At 55.7% G+C, this 20211-nt stretch carries 19 protein-coding genes; 1 reads left to right on the top strand and 18 read right to left on the bottom strand.

Going from position 1 to position 20211, the window contains the following annotated elements:
- Nucleotides 1-3: 3 nt before the first annotated feature.
- The 15 genes from OHL14_RS04245 to OHL14_RS04175 all read right to left on the bottom strand — a co-directional run bounded on the left by OHL14_RS04245 (nucleotide 4) and on the right by OHL14_RS04175 (nucleotide 12335).
- Nucleotides 4-498, bottom strand: a complete 495-nt coding sequence (locus OHL14_RS04245; RefSeq protein ID WP_263378075.1) for a TadE/TadG family type IV pilus assembly protein — start codon at nucleotides 496-498, stop codon at nucleotides 4-6.
- A complete protein-coding gene (locus tag OHL14_RS04240) occupies nucleotides 498-959 on the bottom strand; it encodes a TadE/TadG family type IV pilus assembly protein (protein WP_263378074.1) in 462 nt (153 codons plus the stop codon). Before OHL14_RS04240 ends, OHL14_RS04245 begins: the two co-directional genes overlap by 1 nt.
- Nucleotides 956-2356 carry a pilus assembly protein TadG-related protein gene (locus OHL14_RS04235; protein ID WP_263378073.1) on the bottom strand — a complete coding sequence of 467 codons (1401 nt, stop codon included), beginning with the start codon at nucleotides 2354-2356 and terminating at the stop codon, nucleotides 956-958. The genes OHL14_RS04240 and OHL14_RS04235 overlap by 4 nt, the downstream gene beginning before the upstream one ends.
- Entirely contained in the window at nucleotides 2356-3705 is a 1350-nt protein-coding gene (locus OHL14_RS04230; protein WP_263378072.1) for an ArnT family glycosyltransferase, read from the bottom strand. Before OHL14_RS04230 ends, OHL14_RS04235 begins: the two co-directional genes overlap by 1 nt.
- Before the next feature lie 18 nt (nucleotides 3706-3723).
- Nucleotides 3724-4080, bottom strand: a complete 357-nt coding sequence (locus OHL14_RS04225) for a DUF192 domain-containing protein (protein ID WP_263378071.1) — start codon at nucleotides 4078-4080, stop codon at nucleotides 3724-3726.
- A 178-nt stretch (nucleotides 4081-4258) separates the two neighbouring features.
- Nucleotides 4259-5164: a type II secretion system F family protein gene (locus tag OHL14_RS04220; protein WP_263378070.1), complete on the bottom strand. Its 906-nt coding sequence runs from the start codon at nucleotides 5162-5164 to the stop codon at nucleotides 4259-4261.
- A 2-nt stretch (nucleotides 5165-5166) separates the two neighbouring features.
- On the bottom strand, nucleotides 5167-6135 hold the full coding sequence (locus OHL14_RS04215) for a type II secretion system F family protein (RefSeq protein ID WP_263378069.1): 969 nt from the start codon (nucleotides 6133-6135) through the stop codon (nucleotides 5167-5169).
- A 6-nt stretch (nucleotides 6136-6141) separates the two neighbouring features.
- Nucleotides 6142-7479 (bottom strand): CpaF family protein, encoded by a 1338-nt coding sequence (locus tag OHL14_RS04210; RefSeq protein WP_263378068.1) that lies wholly within the window; start codon nucleotides 7477-7479, stop codon nucleotides 6142-6144.
- Nucleotides 7480-7493: 14 nt separating this feature from the next.
- Nucleotides 7494-8741 carry an AAA family ATPase gene (locus OHL14_RS04205; RefSeq protein ID WP_263378067.1) on the bottom strand — a complete coding sequence of 416 codons (1248 nt, stop codon included), beginning with the start codon at nucleotides 8739-8741 and terminating at the stop codon, nucleotides 7494-7496.
- A 14-nt stretch (nucleotides 8742-8755) separates the two neighbouring features.
- The gene (locus OHL14_RS04200) at nucleotides 8756-10111 is read right to left on the bottom strand and encodes a type II and III secretion system protein family protein (protein WP_263378066.1); all 1356 of its coding nucleotides are present in this window, start codon (nucleotides 10109-10111) and stop codon (nucleotides 8756-8758) included.
- 56 nt (nucleotides 10112-10167) lie between these two features.
- The gene (gene cpaB, locus OHL14_RS04195) at nucleotides 10168-10980 is read right to left on the bottom strand and encodes a Flp pilus assembly protein CpaB (protein WP_263378065.1); all 813 of its coding nucleotides are present in this window, start codon (nucleotides 10978-10980) and stop codon (nucleotides 10168-10170) included.
- The gene (locus OHL14_RS04190; protein ID WP_263378064.1) at nucleotides 10977-11522 is read right to left on the bottom strand and encodes an A24 family peptidase; all 546 of its coding nucleotides are present in this window, start codon (nucleotides 11520-11522) and stop codon (nucleotides 10977-10979) included. Before OHL14_RS04190 ends, cpaB begins: the two co-directional genes overlap by 4 nt.
- A gap of 116 nt (nucleotides 11523-11638) precedes the next feature.
- A complete protein-coding gene (locus OHL14_RS04185; RefSeq protein ID WP_263378063.1) occupies nucleotides 11639-11821 on the bottom strand; it encodes a Flp family type IVb pilin in 183 nt (60 codons plus the stop codon).
- A gap of 78 nt (nucleotides 11822-11899) precedes the next feature.
- Nucleotides 11900-12082 carry a Flp family type IVb pilin gene (locus OHL14_RS04180; protein ID WP_263378062.1) on the bottom strand — a complete coding sequence of 61 codons (183 nt, stop codon included), beginning with the start codon at nucleotides 12080-12082 and terminating at the stop codon, nucleotides 11900-11902.
- A gap of 70 nt (nucleotides 12083-12152) precedes the next feature.
- Nucleotides 12153-12335 carry a Flp family type IVb pilin gene (locus tag OHL14_RS04175; protein ID WP_263378061.1) on the bottom strand — a complete coding sequence of 61 codons (183 nt, stop codon included), beginning with the start codon at nucleotides 12333-12335 and terminating at the stop codon, nucleotides 12153-12155.
- 728 nt (nucleotides 12336-13063) lie between these two features.
- Between OHL14_RS04175 and OHL14_RS04170 the strand changes: the two genes are divergently transcribed.
- On the top strand, nucleotides 13064-13747 hold the full coding sequence (locus tag OHL14_RS04170; RefSeq protein ID WP_263378060.1) for a Crp/Fnr family transcriptional regulator: 684 nt from the start codon (nucleotides 13064-13066) through the stop codon (nucleotides 13745-13747).
- Between the two features lie 185 nt (nucleotides 13748-13932).
- Here OHL14_RS04170 and OHL14_RS04165 read toward each other — a convergent pair whose 3' ends face one another.
- The 3 genes from OHL14_RS04165 to OHL14_RS04155 all read right to left on the bottom strand — a co-directional run bounded on the left by OHL14_RS04165 (nucleotide 13933) and on the right by OHL14_RS04155 (nucleotide 20146).
- Entirely contained in the window at nucleotides 13933-15573 is a 1641-nt protein-coding gene (locus OHL14_RS04165; protein WP_263378059.1) for a glycosyltransferase family 39 protein, read from the bottom strand.
- 317 nt (nucleotides 15574-15890) lie between these two features.
- Entirely contained in the window at nucleotides 15891-16745 is an 855-nt protein-coding gene (locus tag OHL14_RS04160) for a spherulation-specific family 4 protein (protein WP_263378058.1), read from the bottom strand.
- 41 nt (nucleotides 16746-16786) lie between these two features.
- Nucleotides 16787-20146 (bottom strand): TonB-dependent receptor, encoded by a 3360-nt coding sequence (locus OHL14_RS04155; RefSeq protein ID WP_263378057.1) that lies wholly within the window; start codon nucleotides 20144-20146, stop codon nucleotides 16787-16789.
- Nucleotides 20147-20211: the final 65 nt, after the last annotated feature.

Genomic DNA, 20211 nt, shown 5'->3' with positions numbered 1-20211 from the left:
GCATCACTGCGAGATCGTCATCGATGAAGTGCTCTGCAGGGACATCGCGTTCTTAGGCAGGAACGGCAGTGAGAACGTATACGCGTATTTGACCTTGACCGTGACGAGACAACCGTAACTGTTGGATACCCTGACGGCGTTGGTGCAGGTTGCGCCAGAGCCATCGGTGCCTGGCCAGCTCGCGGCTATGGTGAGGTTTGCGATTTTAGTGCCAGCCGGCGCGAGGCTGTCGACATAATTGATGATGTTCGCCTGCGTAGCGTCACAGTTTGCCGTGGTGACGGTAGTGCAGGCGGTCCCTGAAAAGTCCGCGCCGCGAACAATCGCGTAACGTGTGGCCTGCCGAGCAGCCATCACCACAAAGTGATCGGTATAAAGCGCGCGTGACAGGTCCATGATGCCGAAGACAACGGTCAGCAAAGCTGTGATGCACAACGCAAACTCGATGAGCGTGGCGCCGTCCTGCTCTCGCGGGAAGGAGTGCAGAGATCTCAGCATCACTGCCCTGCCCTTAGTCGTACGGTGCTGGAAAGCGGAATGGATACAGGAGCGCCCGGATAGGTCAGAGTCGGCTTATAACTGGCAGTAACGACCACCTGCACATAGTTGACGATATTGTAGGTACAGGTGGTTGGCGAAGTCGTACAAGAGGCGACGGCGGCGGTGCCATCGGAACACTCGCAGCCGTAGGTAGCGACGGCCTGCGTGTTGAGAACGTCGGCCGCATCGAGCTTGGCGGCGTTCTGCATACCGGTAAGGTTGGTGACGTTCTGTAGACCGTACTGCGCGCCCGCTTCCGCCGCAGTGGCCACTTCAATGGTGGCGAAGTAGGCCTGACCGAAGTCGTACGCACCAGCGAGAACAAGTACGAGGAAAGGCAGTACAAGAGCTGTCTCCACAAGACTTGATCCGCTTGTACTGCGGGCGAGACTGAGTAGTGCTTTGGCAGAATGATTCATTGGATGAGCACTGCTCCTGTCGCTGGAATGGGCGAACCGCCGGGCAATGTGCTGTAGTTGTTGCCGAAAACGCTCTGCTCGTAGGCTGTTCCACCGATCGTCAGCACGGTAAAGTCGATGTCCTTCGCGACAAGAATATTAAATTTGGCGCTGCCGGAGACAGCGTAACTAACGGAGGCAGAAGGAAAGTAAAAGGCACCTTCGAGCTTAGTGCCACCACCGATACTGGCCGCAAGGATGGCTGGAGCCGTGTCATTCGGGTCTTGAAAGAAGAGGATGCCCGCGTACGTACCAGTGGTAGGAGCGACCAAGTTGATATTGCTGATCAGGGGCAGCGTACCCGCAAAGGTTATGCCACCGGTGAGTCCATTGGATGGACCGTCGTTGTAGAAGGTGACGCCATTGCCTTGTACGGTGGCGCCAGCTGTAACGGTGAGACCACCCAGCAAAGGTATGCCCAGCAGCCCAGTATTTGTGAGCACGTAAGTGCCAGGCAGGAAAGTCACGTTTGCAGCGGGGCCGATGATGATACCGCCGCAGTATCGTCCCGGCGAGAGCGTGGCCGTGCCTAGAATCTGCAGGCTCGTGAGACCGAGCGTTGGGGAACCTGTGCAGGTGCTCGGAACTGCGGGCTTCGGAAGGTAAGCCAGGGGATCGGCTGGCGTCGGAATCGGTGCGTGCACCTCCGGCGGAGGGTTGACGCCAGCACAGAGCAATCCCTCCGTTCCGCCTGTGACACGGATCAGCGTAGCGGAGACCGCGGCCAGCACGTTACAGCCAAAGGCCGAGGGGGAACTGGATTCGTCCACGATGGGACATTGGGCCTGCAGTGCTGCGAGGGCATCTACAGAGATGGCGTTCGTGCTGGTCTTATCGAGCGCATAGATGCAGGGTGCCGGTGCTCGTGTCGCTTCGGCGCGCGCGACCACCGGGACAGAGGTGAAGCCGAGGAGACTGGCGAAGTATGTCGACTTATACTGCTTCATAACGACTTCGACGTAGTTGGTGTTGCTCGCATTTGGATCGCTGGAACCGTTCGCGCAGACGGGGTTGTTGAGCATCAGGGTGAGTCCGCTGGAGGCGGTAGCACCACAGTTGAGGACGAGGGCCGCTCCGGTGTAGGCGTTTTCTGTAACCGACTTTGAGGCGGCAGTCTGCATGGCACTGCAATTGTGTGAGGTGCCGCAGCTTTGCAACTCCAGCGCAGCCGCCAGCGCAGCTGCATCGGCGGCAGCCTGCAGCTTGCGCTGCTGATAGCGAAGATTGCCGACGTCGATCGCCAACCCAATGAAGCTTACAAGCATCACGAGGCACACAGCGGCGATGATCGCCGTTTGGCCGCTCTCGTCACGAAAGAAGGAAATCCCGATGTTCTGCAAGGACCTTCGTTGATCCATCAGGCTGCCTCCGCTTGCTCATCCATGCGAGGCATGGAGAGGACTGAACCTCGGGTGGGACCTTGTGGCAGGACCCTGCTCAGGCCGTAGGCGGCCAAAGCCATAAGCAGCGGGTCAATCACGAGTCTGTAGCGAAACTCCGCATGGGTGATGTAGTAGGGAAGCGGGAACAGCAGCAGTGGCAACAGCAACGGCAAAGCGTGCTTGATTCCCCGGTGCCTTACGAAGAGTACGGCACCGAAGAGGCCCAAAGTCAGCGTGAGGATCGCATGCAGTGCCACCACAAGCGATGCGCCGCGTGAGCCGGTGCCAAGCCAGAACCGCGCGATGCGTTTTACCGTGAGTTCGGCGAAGTCCCGAGGATGGCTTCGTATGTAGTCGACAGCAAGTTGCTTCTTTTCGCGATCGTAGGCAATTTCCCCATGGGATGCGTAGTCCGCAAACTCGGCGGCGTTGAAGTAAGGAAACAACTTCTCTTCAAGATGTCCGGTCGAGCCTGCATGATTCCCCATCCATAGCTCCAGACCGATGGTTGAACGGAACGGGACAAAACTGTGCAGAACGACGGCATTGCGGACTGGCCATGGAGAAAAGACGGCCAGGAACAAAGCAACAGATAGGGAGAAGCCCTTGATCCTTGCCTTGGGGAGTTGCTTTGCAAGCAGAGCGAGTAGCGCGATTGAAGTGAAGAACAGAGCGCTATTAAGCAGAGAGCCAAGAGCAAACAACGCACCTGCCGCATAGAGTTCGCGCCTCCTGATCCGCCAGTGGCTCTGCACTACAAAGAGAGACATCCCGGTGAGAATCGATGTTGTAAAGGTCGTATCCCAAAAGACTGTTGGCATCATGATGATGGGCGGCGAGCAAGCCCAGAAGAAGCCCGCAAGGAAGGCCGCTTGTCGACCGGCAACCAGTTCTGCAAGGCGAATGAGTAACCACAGATTCAGTACGCTCACGGCGACCTGCAAACTGAGAACGATAATCTCTGAGGCCAGTGAGTATGATCCAGCGAATTTAAAGATGCCAGCGATCATCAGAGGGTAGACAGGGCCGATGAGCGCCGTGGGTCCGGTGTGCCCACCAAAGGGCGAACTGAGTCCTTCGCCACTGAGAATCGACGTGGCCATCAGCCCCATTTCTATGCCTCGGGTGAAGAGCCACATGGGAGGACGCTGACGGATAATTGCCAGCATCCCGCAAAAGCGCAAGATGAACCCAAAGAACAGGAGGAAGACGAGCTCCAGCCTCTGCATCCTGACCGGAACCATCGAACTCGCATTACTCATAATGGGAGCGCGTACACCGGCGGGTGTCGGATGCTTATCAAACGGAGCTGTCAATGTCGTCATCACGCACCTCCGCTGTTCCTATAACTCAACCATCTTGAGGGTGTCGCCTACGTGAGTACCGCTCTCGGCTATCTGCCCGGCCCTCAGTTCAATCACGCTATGCATCTTTAGGCTGACGCTGGTGACTCGGAATGGAACCAGATCCTTCCAGACCTTCAACACAGTGCCCTTGCGATCAAGGCCTACGACGTCAATGGGAAACATCATCCCCATGGTGTGCACGCCTGAGGAAGGCTTGATCCAAAGTCCCTGGCCGGCATCGAGGCTGCGGCGTCCAAGGAGTCCGAATAAGCGCCGCATGGAGGTGTTTGCCACCTCCACGCGGTCGCCGATTACAGCTCCCCTGGTTTCGTTTACCACCTTTACGAGTTTCATGAGGCTGCATCTCCCGAAGTACATGAACGTACGGCACTAGACATCTTTGCGGCTGCGGCGGTAGATGATGACGCAGAGAACGATCAGCGCCATGGCGCCACAGCCCACTCTTACCCACAATGTGTTATCCATCTCGAGTTCCTCCTTTCTCAAACGTTCAAAGTGCAGTTCAACTTCGTTACTTCGCCATCTGGTGAAGTCCGCTGATGATGCTCAACAATGCAGGCGCAAGCAGCACAATGAACAGGCAGGGAAATATAAAAAACACCAATGGGAAGATAATCTTGATCTTGGTTTTCGCCGCAGCCTCTTCGGCGTGTTGGCGGCGCTTCATGCGCAAATCTTCGGAAAACCGAGTCAGTGCCTTCGCAATCGGCGTGCCAAACCGCTCCGTCTGCGTGAGCATGTTAGCGAAACCGATAAACTCCTCGACAGCTGTCCGAGTTGCTGCGTTGTTCCACGCCACAAGGCGCGGCTGACCGGCCTTCTGTTCGAGGTGGACTTGCTGCAACTCTTCATAAATCTGCGGATGGCTAAGCTTCAACTCGTCGTTTATACGGAGCAGCGCCTGGTCGAGGCCAAGGCCAGCATCCACGCAGATGACGAGTAAGTCGATGGTATCCGGCATACCTCGCTGAATCTTCTTCTTACGCGCTTCAATCTTTCTACCCAACCAGAAATCAGGGGCAAGGTAGCCGACCATGGCCAGCGCAATGACCCAAAAGATCGTGCTGTCATGGATGAAGCTGCCCGCGAAGATTCCCAGAATCGGGCAAAGGCATTGCGCTGCAAAATAGAGATCAGAGGCATTGGAGCTGCGGTAACCAGCGGCATTCAATTTGCGTTTACTCTTGGCATTTTCAGCGAAGCCCATACGCACACGCATCGAGGCGGCAAGCTTGATGATGCTCTCCGTCATCGAGACGCGGCTTGCTGATGCAGTGGAGACTGCGGGTTTCTTATTCGCAACGACGTTGAGAATGTGCTGAGTCTGCGCGGATGGCCGCAGCAGGGATGGCGCAAGCACCACCGCAAAGGTGATAAGAAACGTGATACCTGCAACGAGATAGATGGTGGTCGGCATGGCTATACCTCAATCCCGTTGACAATTTTTCGAATAGTGAAGGCACCGATAAGGAGAAGCGCTACGCCGGTGTAAAGCATCTTTTGTCCAAAGCTGTCCGTGAACAACGGCGTCGAATACCCCGGCGAAATCAAGTTCAAAGCAATCATCACTCCCACCGGAAGCAGGCATAAGATCCAGCCTGTCATGCGTCCCTGAGCAGTATGAACACGAACCTCACCTTGAATGCGAACGCGCTCTCGGATGACTGCAGAGATTCGTTCCAGCAACTCTGCCAGGTTGCCGCCCGTGTCTTTCTGTACGAGGATTCCAGTCACAAGTACGCGCAGATCAGGTGAAGGCATACGGTCCAGCATCTCCAACAGCGCATCGCGCAGAGGTAGACCATAGTTCTGCTTCTTGTAGACCTCGGCGAACTCAGTCTTCGCGGGCTCGGCGCTCTGCTCACCTGCGATCTGAATCGCTGCCACAATCGAGTAGCCTGCCCGCAGAGCGCGTACGATCATCTCGATCGAATCCGGCAACGCCTTACTAAAAGCTTGGACTCGCCTGGCACTCTTGAAGTTGAGGTACAAGAAAGGAAGCGAACTCGCCGCAGCCGCCGCAGCGATTGCAATCAGAGTCATATGCGTCGAGAGCGAGACGATCGCAAACACCACAAGCAGAATGGCGAGCCACAGAAAGAGCAACGTGCCCGTTGACCACTCGCTGCCCGCATGGACCAGAAGTCGCCGGAACTTTTCAGTCGAGGTGGCACGGCTGAAGATATCCTCGAGCCATTCAAAAGAGTGCGATCCCGGTGCGGCCAGGAATTCTTCCAGGCGGTGGTCCGTTTGCGGTAGGTCCCCGCTGTTGCTGCGCAGGTTACTGAGGCGTTTCTGAACGCGGACCTCGTCTTTGGTTGGGCGCGTGAGTGAGATCACGAGACCGAAGGTGATGAGCGCCAGGAGTAAAAAAAGAAGAAATAGCATAGTCGTCTACACCTCCTGCACATGGTTCATGGCGCCTTCAGGCACAGGAATGCCGGCAGCGACGAGTTTTTCAAAGTACTGCGGCATAATTCCGAGCGCGCGGAACCGTCCGCGGACCTTGCCTTCGGCATCAAGGCCCTTCTTTTCAAACACGATCAGATCATTCATGCTGATGGCCTCGCTGTAAGCTCCCGTCAGCTCGCTGATGTGCGTAATGCGGCGCGTCCCATCCGACATGCGGGCCACTTGGACGATTAAATGTACGGCCGAGGTGATTTGTGCTTTGATGGCCTTCTCCGGCAAACGGATGTTACCCATCATGGCCATCGTCTCCATACGCGCAAGGGCATCACGCGGCGTATTGGCATGAACCGTAGTGATGGATCCGTCGTGGCCGGTGTTCATAGCCTGAAGCATATCCAGACACTCTTCACCACGCACCTCGCCCAGCACGATGCGGTCAGGACGCATACGCAATGCATTGATGACGAGTTCTCGCTGGCGAATCGCGCCGTTGCCTTCCATGTTTGGAGGGCGCGTTTCAAGGCGAACGACATGCTCCTGCTTGAGCAATAGCTCAGCGGAGTCTTCGATCGTCACGATGCGTTCACGCGATCCGATGAAGCCTGAAAGCACGTTCAGTAGCGTGGTCTTGCCAGCGCCTGTTCCACCTGAAACGACGATGTTCAGCTTTGCGGCGACAGCAGCCTGCAAAAGGTCCAGCATCGTCTGTGTCAGCATCAGGGAGCGTACAAGATCGACAGACGTCAGCGGCGAGGAACCGAAGCGACGAATCGAGAGGATAGGACCATCGACGGCAAGGGGAGGAATAATCACGTTCACGCGCGATCCATCGGCAAGTCGCGCATCCACCATGGGAGAGGACTCATCCACGCGCCGCCCCACAGCCGACACGATCCGATCGATAATCTGCATGAGGTGAGCGTTATCGTTGAATACCGTACTCGTCTTTTCGAGCAGTCCGCGACGCTCTACATAGACAGAGTTATATGTGTTGACCAGAATGTCGCTAATGGTCGGGTCTTTAAGCAGCGGCTCCAGAGGCCCCAGACCGAAGACCTCGTCGACAACCTCCTGCGCAAGCCTGTCGCGTTCCGGGGCGCTGAGCGGTGTACCTTGATCGACGAGAAGTTGTTGAATCAGCGCGAAGATCTGCTGTTGGCCAGAGCGCGTCTGGCTGAAGTCAGAGATACGTTCCAAGTCCAGGCGACGTATCAGCTCCTTATGTACAGCGGCCTTCAGTTGCTGCTGCTGGCCATCCGCTACGCTTCGAACAGGACGAAAGCGGGAGCCATTTTCCGAGTTGGTTTCAGCCATTGGCATCGGTGTGCTCTTTCTTAGTGCGCGATCTCATCCGCGGGCGTCCAACGAAAAAATGTAGGCTTCTTCAACTTCGTGGCGAGGGGCCGCCGCGGCGCCGGTCCTGCGAGCCCGGCAGCCCAGCCTTCGATCTTCTTTCCAAACTCCGACTTCATCTTGGGCGAAAGCGTCTGGCCGAGGTTAGCCACCTGCTGCAGTTCCACCTGGCTGTTTGGTAGCTTTATATTGATGGGACGACCGATAGCCGACTCGATCTGCTCAAGGCTGATTGCCGAAGTCGACGAGAAACGGTTGAGTACGAGCTTCAACTTTTTCTCGATCTCCTCCGTCTGCCCAAAGGCTTCGAGATAGCGGGCAAGGTCACGCAGAGAAGCGATGTCTGGCGAGGCGACAAGATAACTCTCCGCAGAGTTCTCCATGAGCGTCAAGCTCGTGTCATCCGTGCCGATAGAAGAATCGACGAGAACAAAATCGTACTCGCCGCGTAAGAAGTCCAGTGTGTGCGCCATTGAGGCCGGATCTTTACTGGCGGCAGCCATGCACACCTCCGGCGAGGACAGTACATCCAGACCGGTGGAATGTTTTGCGACGTAACCTTTGAGCAGTTCGCTATCCAGGCGGTTCACATTCTGCATCACCTCTTGGAAGTTAAAACGACTGCCGTCGAGACCAAGATAAAGACAAGCATGGCCAAGCTCTGTGTGGTTGTCGATCAGCAACGTCTTCTTGTTATGGCACTGCGTAAGATATACGGCGAGGTGAACCGCGATCATGGTGGTGCCGACGCCTCCTTTGACTCCGAAAAATGACAGAATGGTGCCAGCATCGCGAGCAGGCTCGGCGATGCCGCTACTGCTGCCAACCTTTGTCAGTACCTCGGTGAGAGCGGTTGATGCCAGAGGCTTCTGCAGGAATTCGCCACAACCTGCGCGCATTGCGGTGATCAGGAACTCGGGGTCGCGTCGCTCTGCAATGGCGATCACTGTGATGTCACCGTGGAAGAGCTGCTTCAAGTGGCGTGTCGATTCTGCGGCGGCGTCAGCATCGCGATCGTAGTCAACGAAAGCGATGCGGAGGTCTATAGCCTTCATCTGCGGCGGAATGCTCACGCGGCGTTCTGCAGAGATGTACGCATCGAAGCTCGCGGACAGCACCTGCCAACCAGCGTTCTGGACGAACTGCTCGATCGCCTCGGAAGAGGTTCTGCCAAGGGAGACGCTGATGAAACCCACCGAAGGAGAACTATTGTTTGTCTGCGTAGCCATGCTGTGTCCTCCGTCTACTTCTGTTCGTCCGGTTTAGCTGTCTTCTTGGAAGACAAGGTCTTGTCAAAGGCGTGCGAGTCGATGTTCGTCACCGCGGGTATGGGCGTGACAACCTCCTCTGCAGCGGTCAACGGGTTCACGACAGTTGGTGTCACGATCACGATGAGTTCCGTTCTTGAGTGGTTGATGTTTTTCGACTTGAAGAGCTCGCCAAGGATGGGGATGCTCGCGATACCGGGCGTTCTCGAGAGCGCGTCCGTCGCGCGATTGTCGAGTAAGCCGGAGATAGCAAAGCTCTGACCACTGTTCAGGACGACCTGCGTATCGGCTCTGCGCGTTGCAATGGCGGGGATGGTATAACCGCTGAGAGTGACAGCATTGGTGAAGTCCAGAGCACTCACTTCAGGCGACACCTTCAGATCGATCGTCCCGTCGGGATTCACAATCGGCAGAAATTCCACCTTCACGCCGTAAGACTTGAACTGGATGGTGATGGACGTTGTTCCACCGCTGCTGCCCTGAACGACAGGAAACGGAAACTCGCCGCCAGAGAGGAAGTTCGCTTTTTGACCACTGACCGTGGTAATCGTGGGCTCCGCCAGAATCTGAAGGATGCTCTTTGTAGCCAGATCTTGCAGCGTTGCCCCTATATTCAGCTTCGTGTTGTAGTACGAGAAGTTCAACGGATTAGCGATAGTCACTGTTGAACCGGTCGTGCTGATCGTTGAGGGGAACTGAGTCGTCGAGGTGGTTGCAAGGTTTCGACCGCCGCCGCTGAAGAAGTTGAAGCCGAACTGTTCGAGCTTGGTGCGATCAACCTCTACCACGCGAACCTTCAACTCCACCTGTTTCATGGAGGAGCTGTTCACCACGATGGTGTTGGAAATATCCTTTGCATAGAGACTCGCGAGCTTCCCCGCAGCGTCAGCAACGGCCGCACTACTGACCGTGCCACTAAGAACAATCCTCCCCTGATCGCCCTCCGCCTTGATCGGCTCCAACGGAAACATCTGATGCAGTCCGGTATTCACAGACCCGGCATCCGTATCTGCCTGAACTGTGTAGAACTGCAGGATGCTTGACTCATCTTCAATCATGATCGTGCTAATACCCGCTTGCTTCGCTGTGATGACGACCTTGTGCGGGTCGGCAGTGAAGGAGTCGAGTATTTGAGGGTTTGCAATATAGACGCGACTGACTCGCAACTTGGTCTTGATGAGTTGCGAATGTCCGACAGCGATGTGAACCAGCTCCGCGCCCGCCGCCTCATTCGTAAAGTTTTCTATCGGCTCAGCTTTGGGCGTGACAGCAGAAGACATCGCCGCCAATTTGGTCTGCGCCTTCAAGGTGCACGTATTGCTTGCCGCCATCGCAAGGATCAGAAGAGAGAGAGATAAGGTTCTGCTGCAACGTGCTGATTGAGTCATTAGAATGTCTCCACGCTCTGCTTGTCGCCGCGGATGATCTGAATACTGTAAGAGGTACGTGTAGGTGCAGCAGAAACAACTCGGACAGGTGCGGCAGCGGGTTGCGGATGCGGCTTTACACCACCGCCAAACTCGGCCAGGTTTGCCGGACTGTCCTGCGTCAGGCCGCGGTCGGCTCCGTTGCGAAGAACGAAGTGTACGGTTCCTTCAGAGCTTGCAAGCGTGACTTTTTCGGCATCGTCCGGTGTGACCAGCAGCGTCACCACATTCACCGTATTCGGCTTACCCTCCGGATCGGGCTGCATCTTCTGCCCGGCAGTCAGCACCTGCACATCCTGTAATACCGTTGCCGTTAGCGGATCCGGCGAAGGGGAGATGTGATACGTCACAAGCACATCCACGTGTGTGCCCGGCAGCAGAAAGCCTGCGACGCCCACAACCTCATCCGACTTGAGCGAGATTGCCCTCATGCCATCGGGGATCTTGGGCGAAAGTCCAGGTCCTGATCCGGCAGCCGAAAGTTGAGCATCAAGAACAGGCTGCCCACCGGCGATAGGATAGAGAAGCGTTCGGCCATCGACCTGATCCATCGCGGTGAAGGCACCTGTCAGTGGGATGTCGCTGGGCCACTCCACCATCTTGAGCGCAGAAGCATGCAGCACATCGCCTGCGGTCATCGGCTGTGTGACCGCGACATACTTGCGATGACCGTTTGAACCCTTCGCTCCCGCGATTTTGCGGAGCCATAGCGTACAGAGTCCCGAAACTGTAATCGCGAGAACGAGTGCGACGAGAAGGCGTTGTGTCTTCACTGGCCTATCCCCTGGCCTACGCGAGCCCACTCAGTCAACAGACAGCCTGCCGCAATCGCAATCGCATACGGCAGCCGCAGCTGCGAGCTATTGCGCACGTTGATCTCCGGATGCGCCTGGAGACCCTGCGCGAGGTGATGCCTAGCGATCGTTCCGACGTTGAAAAGTGTCTCCCGCATCCGGCCGCGGAAGAATGCCAGCGCGAGCGCCATCGCCCCACCGGCGAGCGCGGTGAAGACGAGAAGTATAGGCACAGCAGAGAGCCCCGCAAAGCCGCCCGCCACCGCTATCAGCTTTACATCGCCGGCACCCATACCACCGGCTAGATAAAAGAGGAAGAACACAACTCCACAGGCAAGGCTCGCAAGCAGAGCATTGAGCATTCCATGCCAGCCACCCAGCGCAAGGTGCAGACCAAGGGCGGCTAGAAAGCAAGGTCCCGTCAAAAGGTTTGGAACCCGGCGGCTTCTGATGTCGAAGACCGCTGCGATGACTGCGCATAGGGAAGCTGCAGTTGTAAAGATCAGATCTTGCTCAATCATGATGTACCTGTCTTCGGCCTGGGAAATAGCTCTTGTTCGTAAGTTAGCCAATGGGAAAGAGATTGTCCGGATGCGATCGCGAACGATCGCATCCGGCCTCATCTCAGGGCAGTTGGTTACACAGCTGCGGTGAGCGCAGCGGTAACCGAAGTGAAGACGCTGCTCACTTCCGTGGCAAGCGGCTGCAGGGAGGCAACGGCGCCGAGGCTGACGACAGCAGCAACAAGCGCGTATTCGATCAGGTCCTGGCCGGACTCGTCGTTCACAAAGTTCTTGGCAATCATCTTGAGCATCTTCATGGGTATTCTCCTTTTACGGTGGATGCTTCCACAATCTTCCAAGGGGTACGGCGGGGCATCGCTGCACCCGCCGCCTGACTAAACAGCGGAGGTGAGTTCGGCGGTGACCGCGGTGAAAACACTACCGATCTCGGTGGCCAGCGGCTTGAGTGTTGCCACTGCTCCGAGGCTCACCACGGCGGCCACCAGGGCGTACTCGATCAGGTCCTGGCCGGATTCATCGTTCACAAAGTTCTTGGCAATCATCTTGAAGTTCTTCATGGTGTTTCTCCTTTGGGCTAAGTTGCGCTTGAAGATGGCTGGCGGGTACCTCTCGGCGCCCGCCACAGGACTAGACAGCGGAGGTCAGTTCGGCGGTGACCGCGGTGAAAACACTACCGATCTCGGTGGCCAGCGGCTTGAGTGTCGCCACAGCTCCAAGGCTCACCACGGCAGCAACCAGCGCGTACTCGATCAAATCCTGACCGGATTCGTCGTTCACAAAGTTCTTGGCAATCATCTTGAAGTTATTCATGGTGTTTCTCCTTTGGGTTAGTCGTTCGCTGCCTCGACATGATTCCTGCATTCCATGCCAACGTTGGTCTCTACAGTTGAAAGCTCCGGTTCATCATGTCGATTGGTATCGGGCCAATGACTGTGTGCCTACATTGCTTTCTTTCAATCAAAGTCGATATTGATGTATGTCAAGTTAGATATCTCGCGACCTTCGAACTCGAGGTCCTGGCACCGCTGTTCAGTAGTGGAACCGCGAAAATCCCAAGATTTACAGGGATTTGTGATGGAAAGCACGCGGCATACCGCGGTTTAGTACAGCAGTAATGAAACGGGAAGCCGAGTACCATTGCAGCTGCAAAGCGAGCACATAAGGTAATAGAAGCCCTCTACTGCAACGCCAAACTCGAGGGCAAGTTACACCCGCGCGCGCGACATGAGTGCAGCTTCTACATATGTCACCTGAACCTGTTATGAGCACTGATTGGAAGCATTCGACACATTTGCCACAAAGATGAAAACGAACGGTCTATCTGCATAAACCTCTGCAGTTTCCACTCCGTCAAGGTTCCTTGAAGAAGGGCTTATCCCGTTTCGGAACGACAAGAATTTATCGAAATTGTTTCTAAGTTGAGGATTGTCGGCAGGTGTTAGTCTCTCGCTTATTGATCTGTAACTCTTGTTTCTCTTGATCCATATGACTTCAATCCCTTGCAATGACAGATGTTCAGTCAGGCAGAAGGCAGTACTATGAACCGCAAGTTCTACTCTGAGGATTTTCGGCCCCGACTCGTACCGAAACAGGCTTCTTTGGGCTACCCAGGTTTTGCCCCCGTTGTTTCCGAAGCCTTCGAACACTTGAAGGATCTTCCACCCGCTATCACGTTCGAGGCGGACCAGACGCTGCTCGAACAAGGTGAAATGGTCAACTCGGTGTGGCTCATTCGCAGCGGCTTGGTCAAGCTTCGATATGGCAGCATGACCGGACGCGATTCCACCCTTGGCCTTCGCAGCGCAGGTTGGTGTGCAGGCGGTGTTTGGGTCTTGATGAATCGTCCTAGCGTGTATGCCGTGACGGCCATTACCCAGTGCACAGCATCGTGCATCCCGGCTTCAGAATTTTCTTCGCGACTCATGCAGAGCTCAAAGCTGATGCGGCACTTCTTGCAGAATCTATGCCAGGAGGTTATGTCGCAGGCGATCTCTCAAGCTCAGATTATGAGCTGGACCGCCGAGGAGCGCCTGCAACAGTGCTTTATTGAACGCGATACTACAGACTTCAATGTCAAGACCGTCGACATTCTGCCTGTATTGACTCAAGTTGAGTTGGCTCATCTACTTTCGATCACGCCCGAACACCTGTGCCGACTGATGCGAAAAGCAGCTAACCTGGCGAAGGAAGACGAAGCCGTTTGCGCTGAAAAGACTGCCTGATGGAGTCTGTACGGGACTGAGTCTGTGCAGAGTGGGTCGATCAGCCCGATGCCGAGCGCTACGTAGTTCTGATGGTTTGCAGAGCGTGAACACGCATTCCCAACCCACATGGGGTAGCGGGTCAGCACCAGCAAAAATCAAATCTCGTCAGCACGCACGGACTTCTCTAGCCTTCTAAGTGCAGCTCACTTCGCGGAGGGTTCCGCGTTTGCATGTGAATTCAAAACCTGGTTATTGCGAACCTCGAACAGATCGTCGGCCGCTACCGTAGTTTTAAACTTGCCAAGGTATGCAAGTGGCAGGCGATGATCCATCATGTATCGGAGACTCCATTCTTCCGAAGACATATAGTCGCCGAGAACATAAAACTTGGCATGCGCTTTTAGAAATGTAGTCATCGGTTCTGCATGACCAGCCAAACCAAGAAGCGGCGCAGTTTGGTCTTCCGTCTCAAATAACGTTTGTCCTGAATATTTCTCCGCTTCACCCCTGTCCGTCAAGTAATACAGACGCTTCGCGATCAAGGGAGGCTCTCGATCATTCAACTCGGTAAAATCGGTCGCAGACGCAACTACGATGGGCAGTTGGGGATCGAGCGATTCAAGTGGCTTGGTGGAAACTCCCATGGCAGTTGGGCGCTCTGCACCCATCAGGTCGTGTGTATCCAGATAGCAGTTCGCCGCGGATGCGATCAACATGCCGATCGCAAGTAGAAACGCCACGGTGCGCGCTCTATCGCAGAAGCTGATGACGAAACATGACAATAGCAACGCTAGACCTACGCAGCCGCACGCGGCATACCGCGCAAAAAACTGCGTGTGATGGATGGCCGCGACGATAAGCAGTAGCGCCGGCAAAGCAGTCAGGGTGACCATCATGACCCAGACTTCAGGTTGCAACGACCGCGACGACCGCGGATACGCGGATCGCTCTGCAACGATATCAGCGAAAACCCAGCAACCCGCAAGGCAGGCCAGCGGAAGCAGAATGAGTCCGATGTAGACATCGACTCCCATGGAGAAAGAGGGCAGATAATTTTGCGTAAAGCCATTCGTCGCGAAGCTTCGAATCTGCTCGCAGTAGCTAATGCCCGCTACGAATGGGAGCATTAGCCCCGCGAGAACGGGTACATCGACACACCTGCGCCGATAAGAGCGTACCGCTTCTGCTAGTAAAAATGCCAGCAGACACGGCAGACCAAACATGTAGTCAAGCACCATTGCGAACCCGGATAAACCTATGGTGAGAGGCACCCACCAAGGGCGCCTCCACTCGCTAGTGAGGCTCCAGAAGAATGCAGTGAGCGCGAGGAAGCATAACCAAATCGCGTAGGGCCGGTTCGACCAACCGAAATTGGTCGCTGGTGTAAACCAGTAGAGCGAGGCAGCCAGCAGGCCAAACAAATTTCCAAAACGTCTAGCGACCACACCAAAGATAGCTATGAGTCCAACCCAACCTGCGAGCAGGCTTGGGAGGCGAGAGCTCAACCATCGTGGCAACTCAAGCATGAGAGCTGCTCGCTGCAGCAGAAAGTGCAGCGGGGGATGGAGATCAATCTGTCGACTCAAGTGAATCATGGCAGCGATGGTCGGCTGCTGGGCAATATGATAGGTATAAATTTCATCTGAGCTCAACCGCTGAGCGTGAGCCATCAGGAATGCTAATGGGAGATACGCTACGCTGATGAGAAGCACACAGCGCCACCACTTTGTCTCTACCCATTCCGAGCCAACAACGAGAGCCCCGCGCAGATATGACACAGCCGCCATTCCGCTCGAAACTCCAGGGCGCACATTCCGTCCGGCGCCCGTCGCAATCGAACCCATCCTGGCAACCTCCTGGCTTTAGCCCACACCTTTAGGTACTTGCTGCGAGCAAGTACCTGCTAGGACGCCAGTTGATTGGACAGGGTTTACCTAGATATCTTTTCTCTTTCAGGTGGCAAAAATGATGTTTGATGCGCGAAATCCATATTTTATGGAGTCCATCTCAACACAGCAGGACCTGCGTTCTACTATGCGCTGCACTTCGCATGGACAGAGATTGCGATCAGTAGGCTGCTCTTCGGCGTTTGTAAACCGCAACACAGCAGCATAAAGGGTGCGACCGAAGTCGCACCCTTTATGCTGTCCGCCGGATGCAATTACTTGCAGGCCGCCTGTGTCTGCGCGACCAGTTGGGCCCAGTACGAAGGCAGTGCCCCATAAGGATTCGGCAGCGCCTGATCCGTCACGAAGATGTTGCCCACATTGCGTTGTGCCGAAAGCGTAAGCACATTGGCAAGGTTCGCCGCTGGAACGTTGTAAACGAGATGAACGAACATCGATGCCGGGTAAGTATTCGCCCAGGCAGGCACCACGGTCGTCAGGTAATCGGTGTAGTCCCCTTCATACGTCACAATCGTAAGAGCCGAAGTCGTAGGCACAGTGATCTTCGCATAGCTCGGATCCGGATAGTCCCCAGCATTCAGCATCACACCGTTGGTTGGTGTCTGCGTAGTGATGTAGTTGGCGAACGGCTGGTAGTACGTGCTCACCAGCGCGGGGTCAGACGACGCGGCGTCCACAAAGATGCCGTCCACGTTGTACCAGGTCTTGTACTCCGTGGCCTGCGTCTCGGCCGAAGCCAGCGATACCGCGCCGTAGTTAGTGTAAACGTAGCCGTACACGAGGCCGCCAGCGTTATGCACCTTCGTCACGATGTTCTGGTAGTCCGAGTTCGCGGCCGTACCTGGCCCGCTACCGGGGTTCATGATAAAGATGCGTTTCGTATCTTTGTTCCATGGTGAGTCGCTGATCCCTACATTCCATCCCGAACCGAGGTACGACGGATAGATATATGTTGGTATCGCGATGGACTGACACGTGGAGCCAGTTGCGTTCGAGGTCGTGGTTCCGGTCGTCGAGGTCTTTCCCCCGAACTCCGACACTCCTGTACATCCAACAAGTGCCAACAGGCCCGACATAGCGACAGCTGCGGCAATAGCTTGAGTCTTCATTTCAGTCTCCTGAGAAGTTGAAAGATCGTTTGTTTTGCCGCTTAGAAGATGAACCGTGCGCTCAGCAGGCCGGAACGCGGTCCAGCGAAGCTGCGGCCCGTGGTTCCGTTGATCTGACCTACGCCCTGGCCTGGGAACGTGTTGGTCGGCGAAACCGACAGGTCGACCAGCGGATCACCAAAGTTCGGATGGTTCAGAACGTTGGTAAAGCTGCCACGCAGTTCTACGTGCGATTCGCGATACACCGGGAAAGACTTGAACAGAGCCAGGTTTAGGGTGTTCGAGCTAGGACCTTCAATCGTTCCAAAGGATCCCGAACCGAAGGTGCCTTGTGCCGGAATGGCGAAGGCAGCAGGATTGAACCAATTCGAGATCGACTTCTTCCCGATGGGTGCCAGCGACTTCAGCACTCGGTTCGGCGTGTTGGTGCCGTACACAGGGCTCGTATTCGAAGTGCTGAGGCCATCGAACGTCGGAGTCAGGTAGTCACCCGTCACAGAGAGGAACGCTCCGCTCAACTTCCATCCGCCCAGGAAGCGCGAGGCATAGCCGTCATTGTTCAGGAAGTAGCCACCCTTGCCGATCGGTAGCTCGTACACCACGTTGGAAGTGAAGTCGAGACGCGGAGTGTAGCGTGCGTTGCCCTTCTCTCGCGAGAGGTTGAAGCTCTGCTCAGCCGTCACACCGCCGTCGATGCCGTTGGCAACGGTGTCGTCATCATCGGTCAAGTTCTTCGCCCAGGTCAGTGAAACGTCATAGCTCAGCCCATGGCGGAAGGTCCGGCTCAACTCACCCGAGAAGGCGTTGTAGTTTTCATACCCGCCGTTGCGGAAGAAGTACACCGAGTAGAAGTCCGGATAATTGCTGGTCGGCTGGTTGAATACAGTGCCCAGAGGACTCTGGTCAATGTTGTTGGCATACGGCAGCTTCACTCCACGTGTGCCGATGTAAGAAAGACGGAGGTCGGTTTCAAAACCGACATTCTCTTCCACCGTAAGGTTGAACTGCTGCACATAAGGATTGCGGAAGTTGGGGTCGGTTGCCGAATCGCTGATGTTACCCAGCAGGCTGCCCTGCGCCGAGGTGTTGAAGGGGCTCTGGAACGTGACCGTAGGCTGGTTGTTCACAAAGCTGTTGCTATAAGCGACGTTCACACCAAACGGACCCGCGTAGTTGTAGCCAAACAGAGCAGCGCTGACCTCGTCGTTGAAGATGCCATAACCGCCGCGAATAACAGTGCGGTCATTGTTGAACGGGCGATACGCAAAGCCGAAACGCGGATCGACGGCAAGCTTGTAGCCGTTACGCAGCGAACGGCCAGGCAGACCAACCGACTGCGCAGTCTCAATAGGAATCTGAGACGGGAAAACCGAGTTGATATTGGCAGCCGCAATCTGTAGGTTCGGCACGACGATCGCTCCACGGTACGGATCGAACGAGGCGACGATGTTCTTCTTGTCCACCGCAGGGCTGTCGTACTCGTAGCGCACGCCAAGGTTCAGCGTCAGGTTCTTCAGTACCTTCCAGTCATCCTGCAAGAACGTGTTCACATACCAGAGGCGCGCATACTCCGGGCTGCGAGCATACGTGTAGCTGGTGCTATCAGGAATGCCGAGAAGGAAATCTGCGTAGGCATTGCCGGTGTACTGGTTTGTGAAAGAGAAGCTGCCGAACGTCGGGTTGAAGTAGCTGTCGGCTTCCATCGGTCGATACTCCACACCCGCCTTGAACGAGTGCTTGCCGCGCTCATAGGTGATCTGGTCGATGTACTGGAAGGTCTCTTCCGTGGGCTGGCTCTCCGGCAACTGATACGGCGACGTGTAGCCGGAGATACCCAGCGAAGGAATACCTGTAAAGCTGTTCGCAACCACCGGAAAGCCCGTGATGCCAAGGGCATTCACAAGAGGCTGTCCTTCGATTGCACCACCATAGTGGTTCTCCGTGTGCGTTAGTCCGAACTTCGCGACGTTGACGATATGCGGAGACAGTATCCAGGTATCTTCCATCACGCCCTGCCACGTGTGGCGCTTCTGCACACGGTAGCCAGTGATTGAAGGAGGTAATCCGCTATCCAGCGATTCCGGCGAGGAACGAATGTATCCAACGCGCGCAAACAGAGTGTTGTTCTTTGAGAGCGAGTAATCCACTCGGCCATAGAAGCGGTTGGTATATACGTTCTGCGCGTAGGGTCCGAGGGTGCTCTGCCCAACAATAGAGCTGGGATAGAAAAGGCTCTGCCAATATTTTGCAGCTGGACTGATCAGCGACGGATCAATCTGGTTGTACTTTCCGCCATACGCAAACGGAGCTCCACCCGCATACGGATTCGTGATCGGCGTTGAAAGCGCACTGAAGTCGCCCGATTCAAACGCAGCCGTCGGCAGCGAAGGCGTCAGCGTAATCGGCGTGTCCTCACGCAACAGCTCGGACGAAGCATAGAAGAAGAGCTTGTCCTTGAGAATCGGACCGCCTACATCCGCACCGAAATCATTCTGGTTGTAGCTGCCGACCTTACCCTTGGCAAAATAGCCGGGCGCCTGCAACACATCGGCACCGTAATTCTCGAAGACATCGCCGTGGTAGCTGTTCGTGCCCGATTTGGTGATCATGCTGATGTTGAACAACTGGCCTAGTTCCGCCTTGTTGTTCACAGCCGTGTACTGAACCTCCTGCACCATGCCAAACGGTGGTAGCGAGGGGCCAACCATGTTGCCATAAAGTGCAGAGTTCGAGCTGATGCCATCGACGTTGTAATACGCCTCGTTGCCGCGCGATCCATACATCGACCAGTCAAACAGCGTGCCTGCCTGCGAACCACCCGGCAGCAGCGTCGTGTAGAACAGCAGGCCACTATCGCCCGTGCTGTCTGATGTGCCGAGCAGGTTCGACGACGTATCGTTGAGCTGCTCGGCCGTCACCGTGCTCGAGATCGAAGGCATCTCCAGGTTCAGCACCGACGTGTCCGCCATCACGGTGACCGTCGAGCTTACACCCGAGATCTTTAGATGAGCATCGATACGCACCGTCTGCTGCGCCGACAAGGCAATCGCTTTGTTCTGCAGCTCAGAAAAACCGTCGGCATCGATCTTCACTGTGTAGTTGCCAGGATTCAGGGCGGTCACCATATAGTTGCCGCTCGCATCCGAAACAACAGTACGCGAGAAATGCGTTCCCTCATTCGTCACGGTCACCGTAGCCTTCGGCACCAGCCCGCCATCGGCAGCCGTTACAGTACCTGTGATGTTGCCTTCCGTCCCTTGGGCAAACGAGGACCGAGTGAAGCAAAAGACTGACAACAGTCCCGCAAGTACGAAGAGACAAGGTGACCCCCAGGTGCGTCGTACGCTCCTGGAGGAACTGGTGTGAGCGTGGCCAGCAGACTTCGCAAACTTGGCTGTCATCGGGTACTTCCTCCGTTTGAATGTGTGCAGGTATCTATCCAAATCAGGAAAGATGGGAAGAACAT

The organism is Granulicella paludicola (assembly GCF_025685545.1).
Lineage (GTDB): Bacteria > Acidobacteriota > Terriglobia > Terriglobales > Acidobacteriaceae > Granulicella > Granulicella paludicola.
The sequence above is the reverse complement of the archived record's forward strand: the minus strand, read 5'-3'. Positions and strand labels throughout refer to the sequence as shown.

What these genes read in the sequence shown, in the direction of transcription:
- OHL14_RS04230 (WP_263378072.1), bottom strand. Translation starts at nt 3,705, where the DNA reads ATGACGACATTGACAGCTCCGTTTGATAAGCATCCGACACCCGCCGGT.
- OHL14_RS04225 (WP_263378071.1), bottom strand. Translation starts at nt 4,080, where the DNA reads ATGAAACTCGTAAAGGTGGTAAACGAAACCAGGGGAGCTGTAATCGGC.
- OHL14_RS04205 (WP_263378067.1), bottom strand. Translation starts at nt 8,741, where the DNA reads ATGGCTACGCAGACAAACAATAGTTCTCCTTCGGTGGGTTTCATCAGC.
- OHL14_RS04210 (WP_263378068.1), bottom strand. Translation starts at nt 7,479, where the DNA reads ATGCCAATGGCTGAAACCAACTCGGAAAATGGCTCCCGCTTTCGTCCT.
- OHL14_RS04215 (WP_263378069.1), bottom strand. Translation starts at nt 6,135, where the DNA reads ATGCTATTTCTTCTTTTTTTACTCCTGGCGCTCATCACCTTCGGTCTC.
- OHL14_RS04170 (WP_263378060.1), top strand. Translation starts at nt 13,064, where the DNA reads ATGAACCGCAAGTTCTACTCTGAGGATTTTCGGCCCCGACTCGTACCG.
- OHL14_RS04200 (WP_263378066.1), bottom strand. Translation starts at nt 10,111, where the DNA reads ATGGCGGCAAGCAATACGTGCACCTTGAAGGCGCAGACCAAATTGGCG.
- OHL14_RS04165 (WP_263378059.1), bottom strand. Translation starts at nt 15,573, where the DNA reads ATGGGTTCGATTGCGACGGGCGCCGGACGGAATGTGCGCCCTGGAGTT.
- OHL14_RS04160 (WP_263378058.1), bottom strand. Translation starts at nt 16,745, where the DNA reads ATGAAGACTCAAGCTATTGCCGCAGCTGTCGCTATGTCGGGCCTGTTG.
- OHL14_RS04235 (WP_263378073.1), bottom strand. Translation starts at nt 2,356, where the DNA reads ATGGATCAACGAAGGTCCTTGCAGAACATCGGGATTTCCTTCTTTCGT.
- OHL14_RS04240 (WP_263378074.1), bottom strand. Translation starts at nt 959, where the DNA reads ATGAATCATTCTGCCAAAGCACTACTCAGTCTCGCCCGCAGTACAAGC.
- OHL14_RS04245 (WP_263378075.1), bottom strand. Translation starts at nt 498, where the DNA reads ATGCTGAGATCTCTGCACTCCTTCCCGCGAGAGCAGGACGGCGCCACG.
- OHL14_RS04155 (WP_263378057.1), bottom strand. Translation starts at nt 20,146, where the DNA reads ATGACAGCCAAGTTTGCGAAGTCTGCTGGCCACGCTCACACCAGTTCC.
- OHL14_RS04220 (WP_263378070.1), bottom strand. Translation starts at nt 5,164, where the DNA reads ATGCCGACCACCATCTATCTCGTTGCAGGTATCACGTTTCTTATCACC.
- OHL14_RS04185 (WP_263378063.1), bottom strand. Translation starts at nt 11,821, where the DNA reads ATGAAGATGCTCAAGATGATTGCCAAGAACTTTGTGAACGACGAGTCC.
- OHL14_RS04190 (WP_263378064.1), bottom strand. Translation starts at nt 11,522, where the DNA reads ATGATTGAGCAAGATCTGATCTTTACAACTGCAGCTTCCCTATGCGCA.
- OHL14_RS04175 (WP_263378061.1), bottom strand. Translation starts at nt 12,335, where the DNA reads ATGAATAACTTCAAGATGATTGCCAAGAACTTTGTGAACGACGAATCC.
- OHL14_RS04180 (WP_263378062.1), bottom strand. Translation starts at nt 12,082, where the DNA reads ATGAAGAACTTCAAGATGATTGCCAAGAACTTTGTGAACGATGAATCC.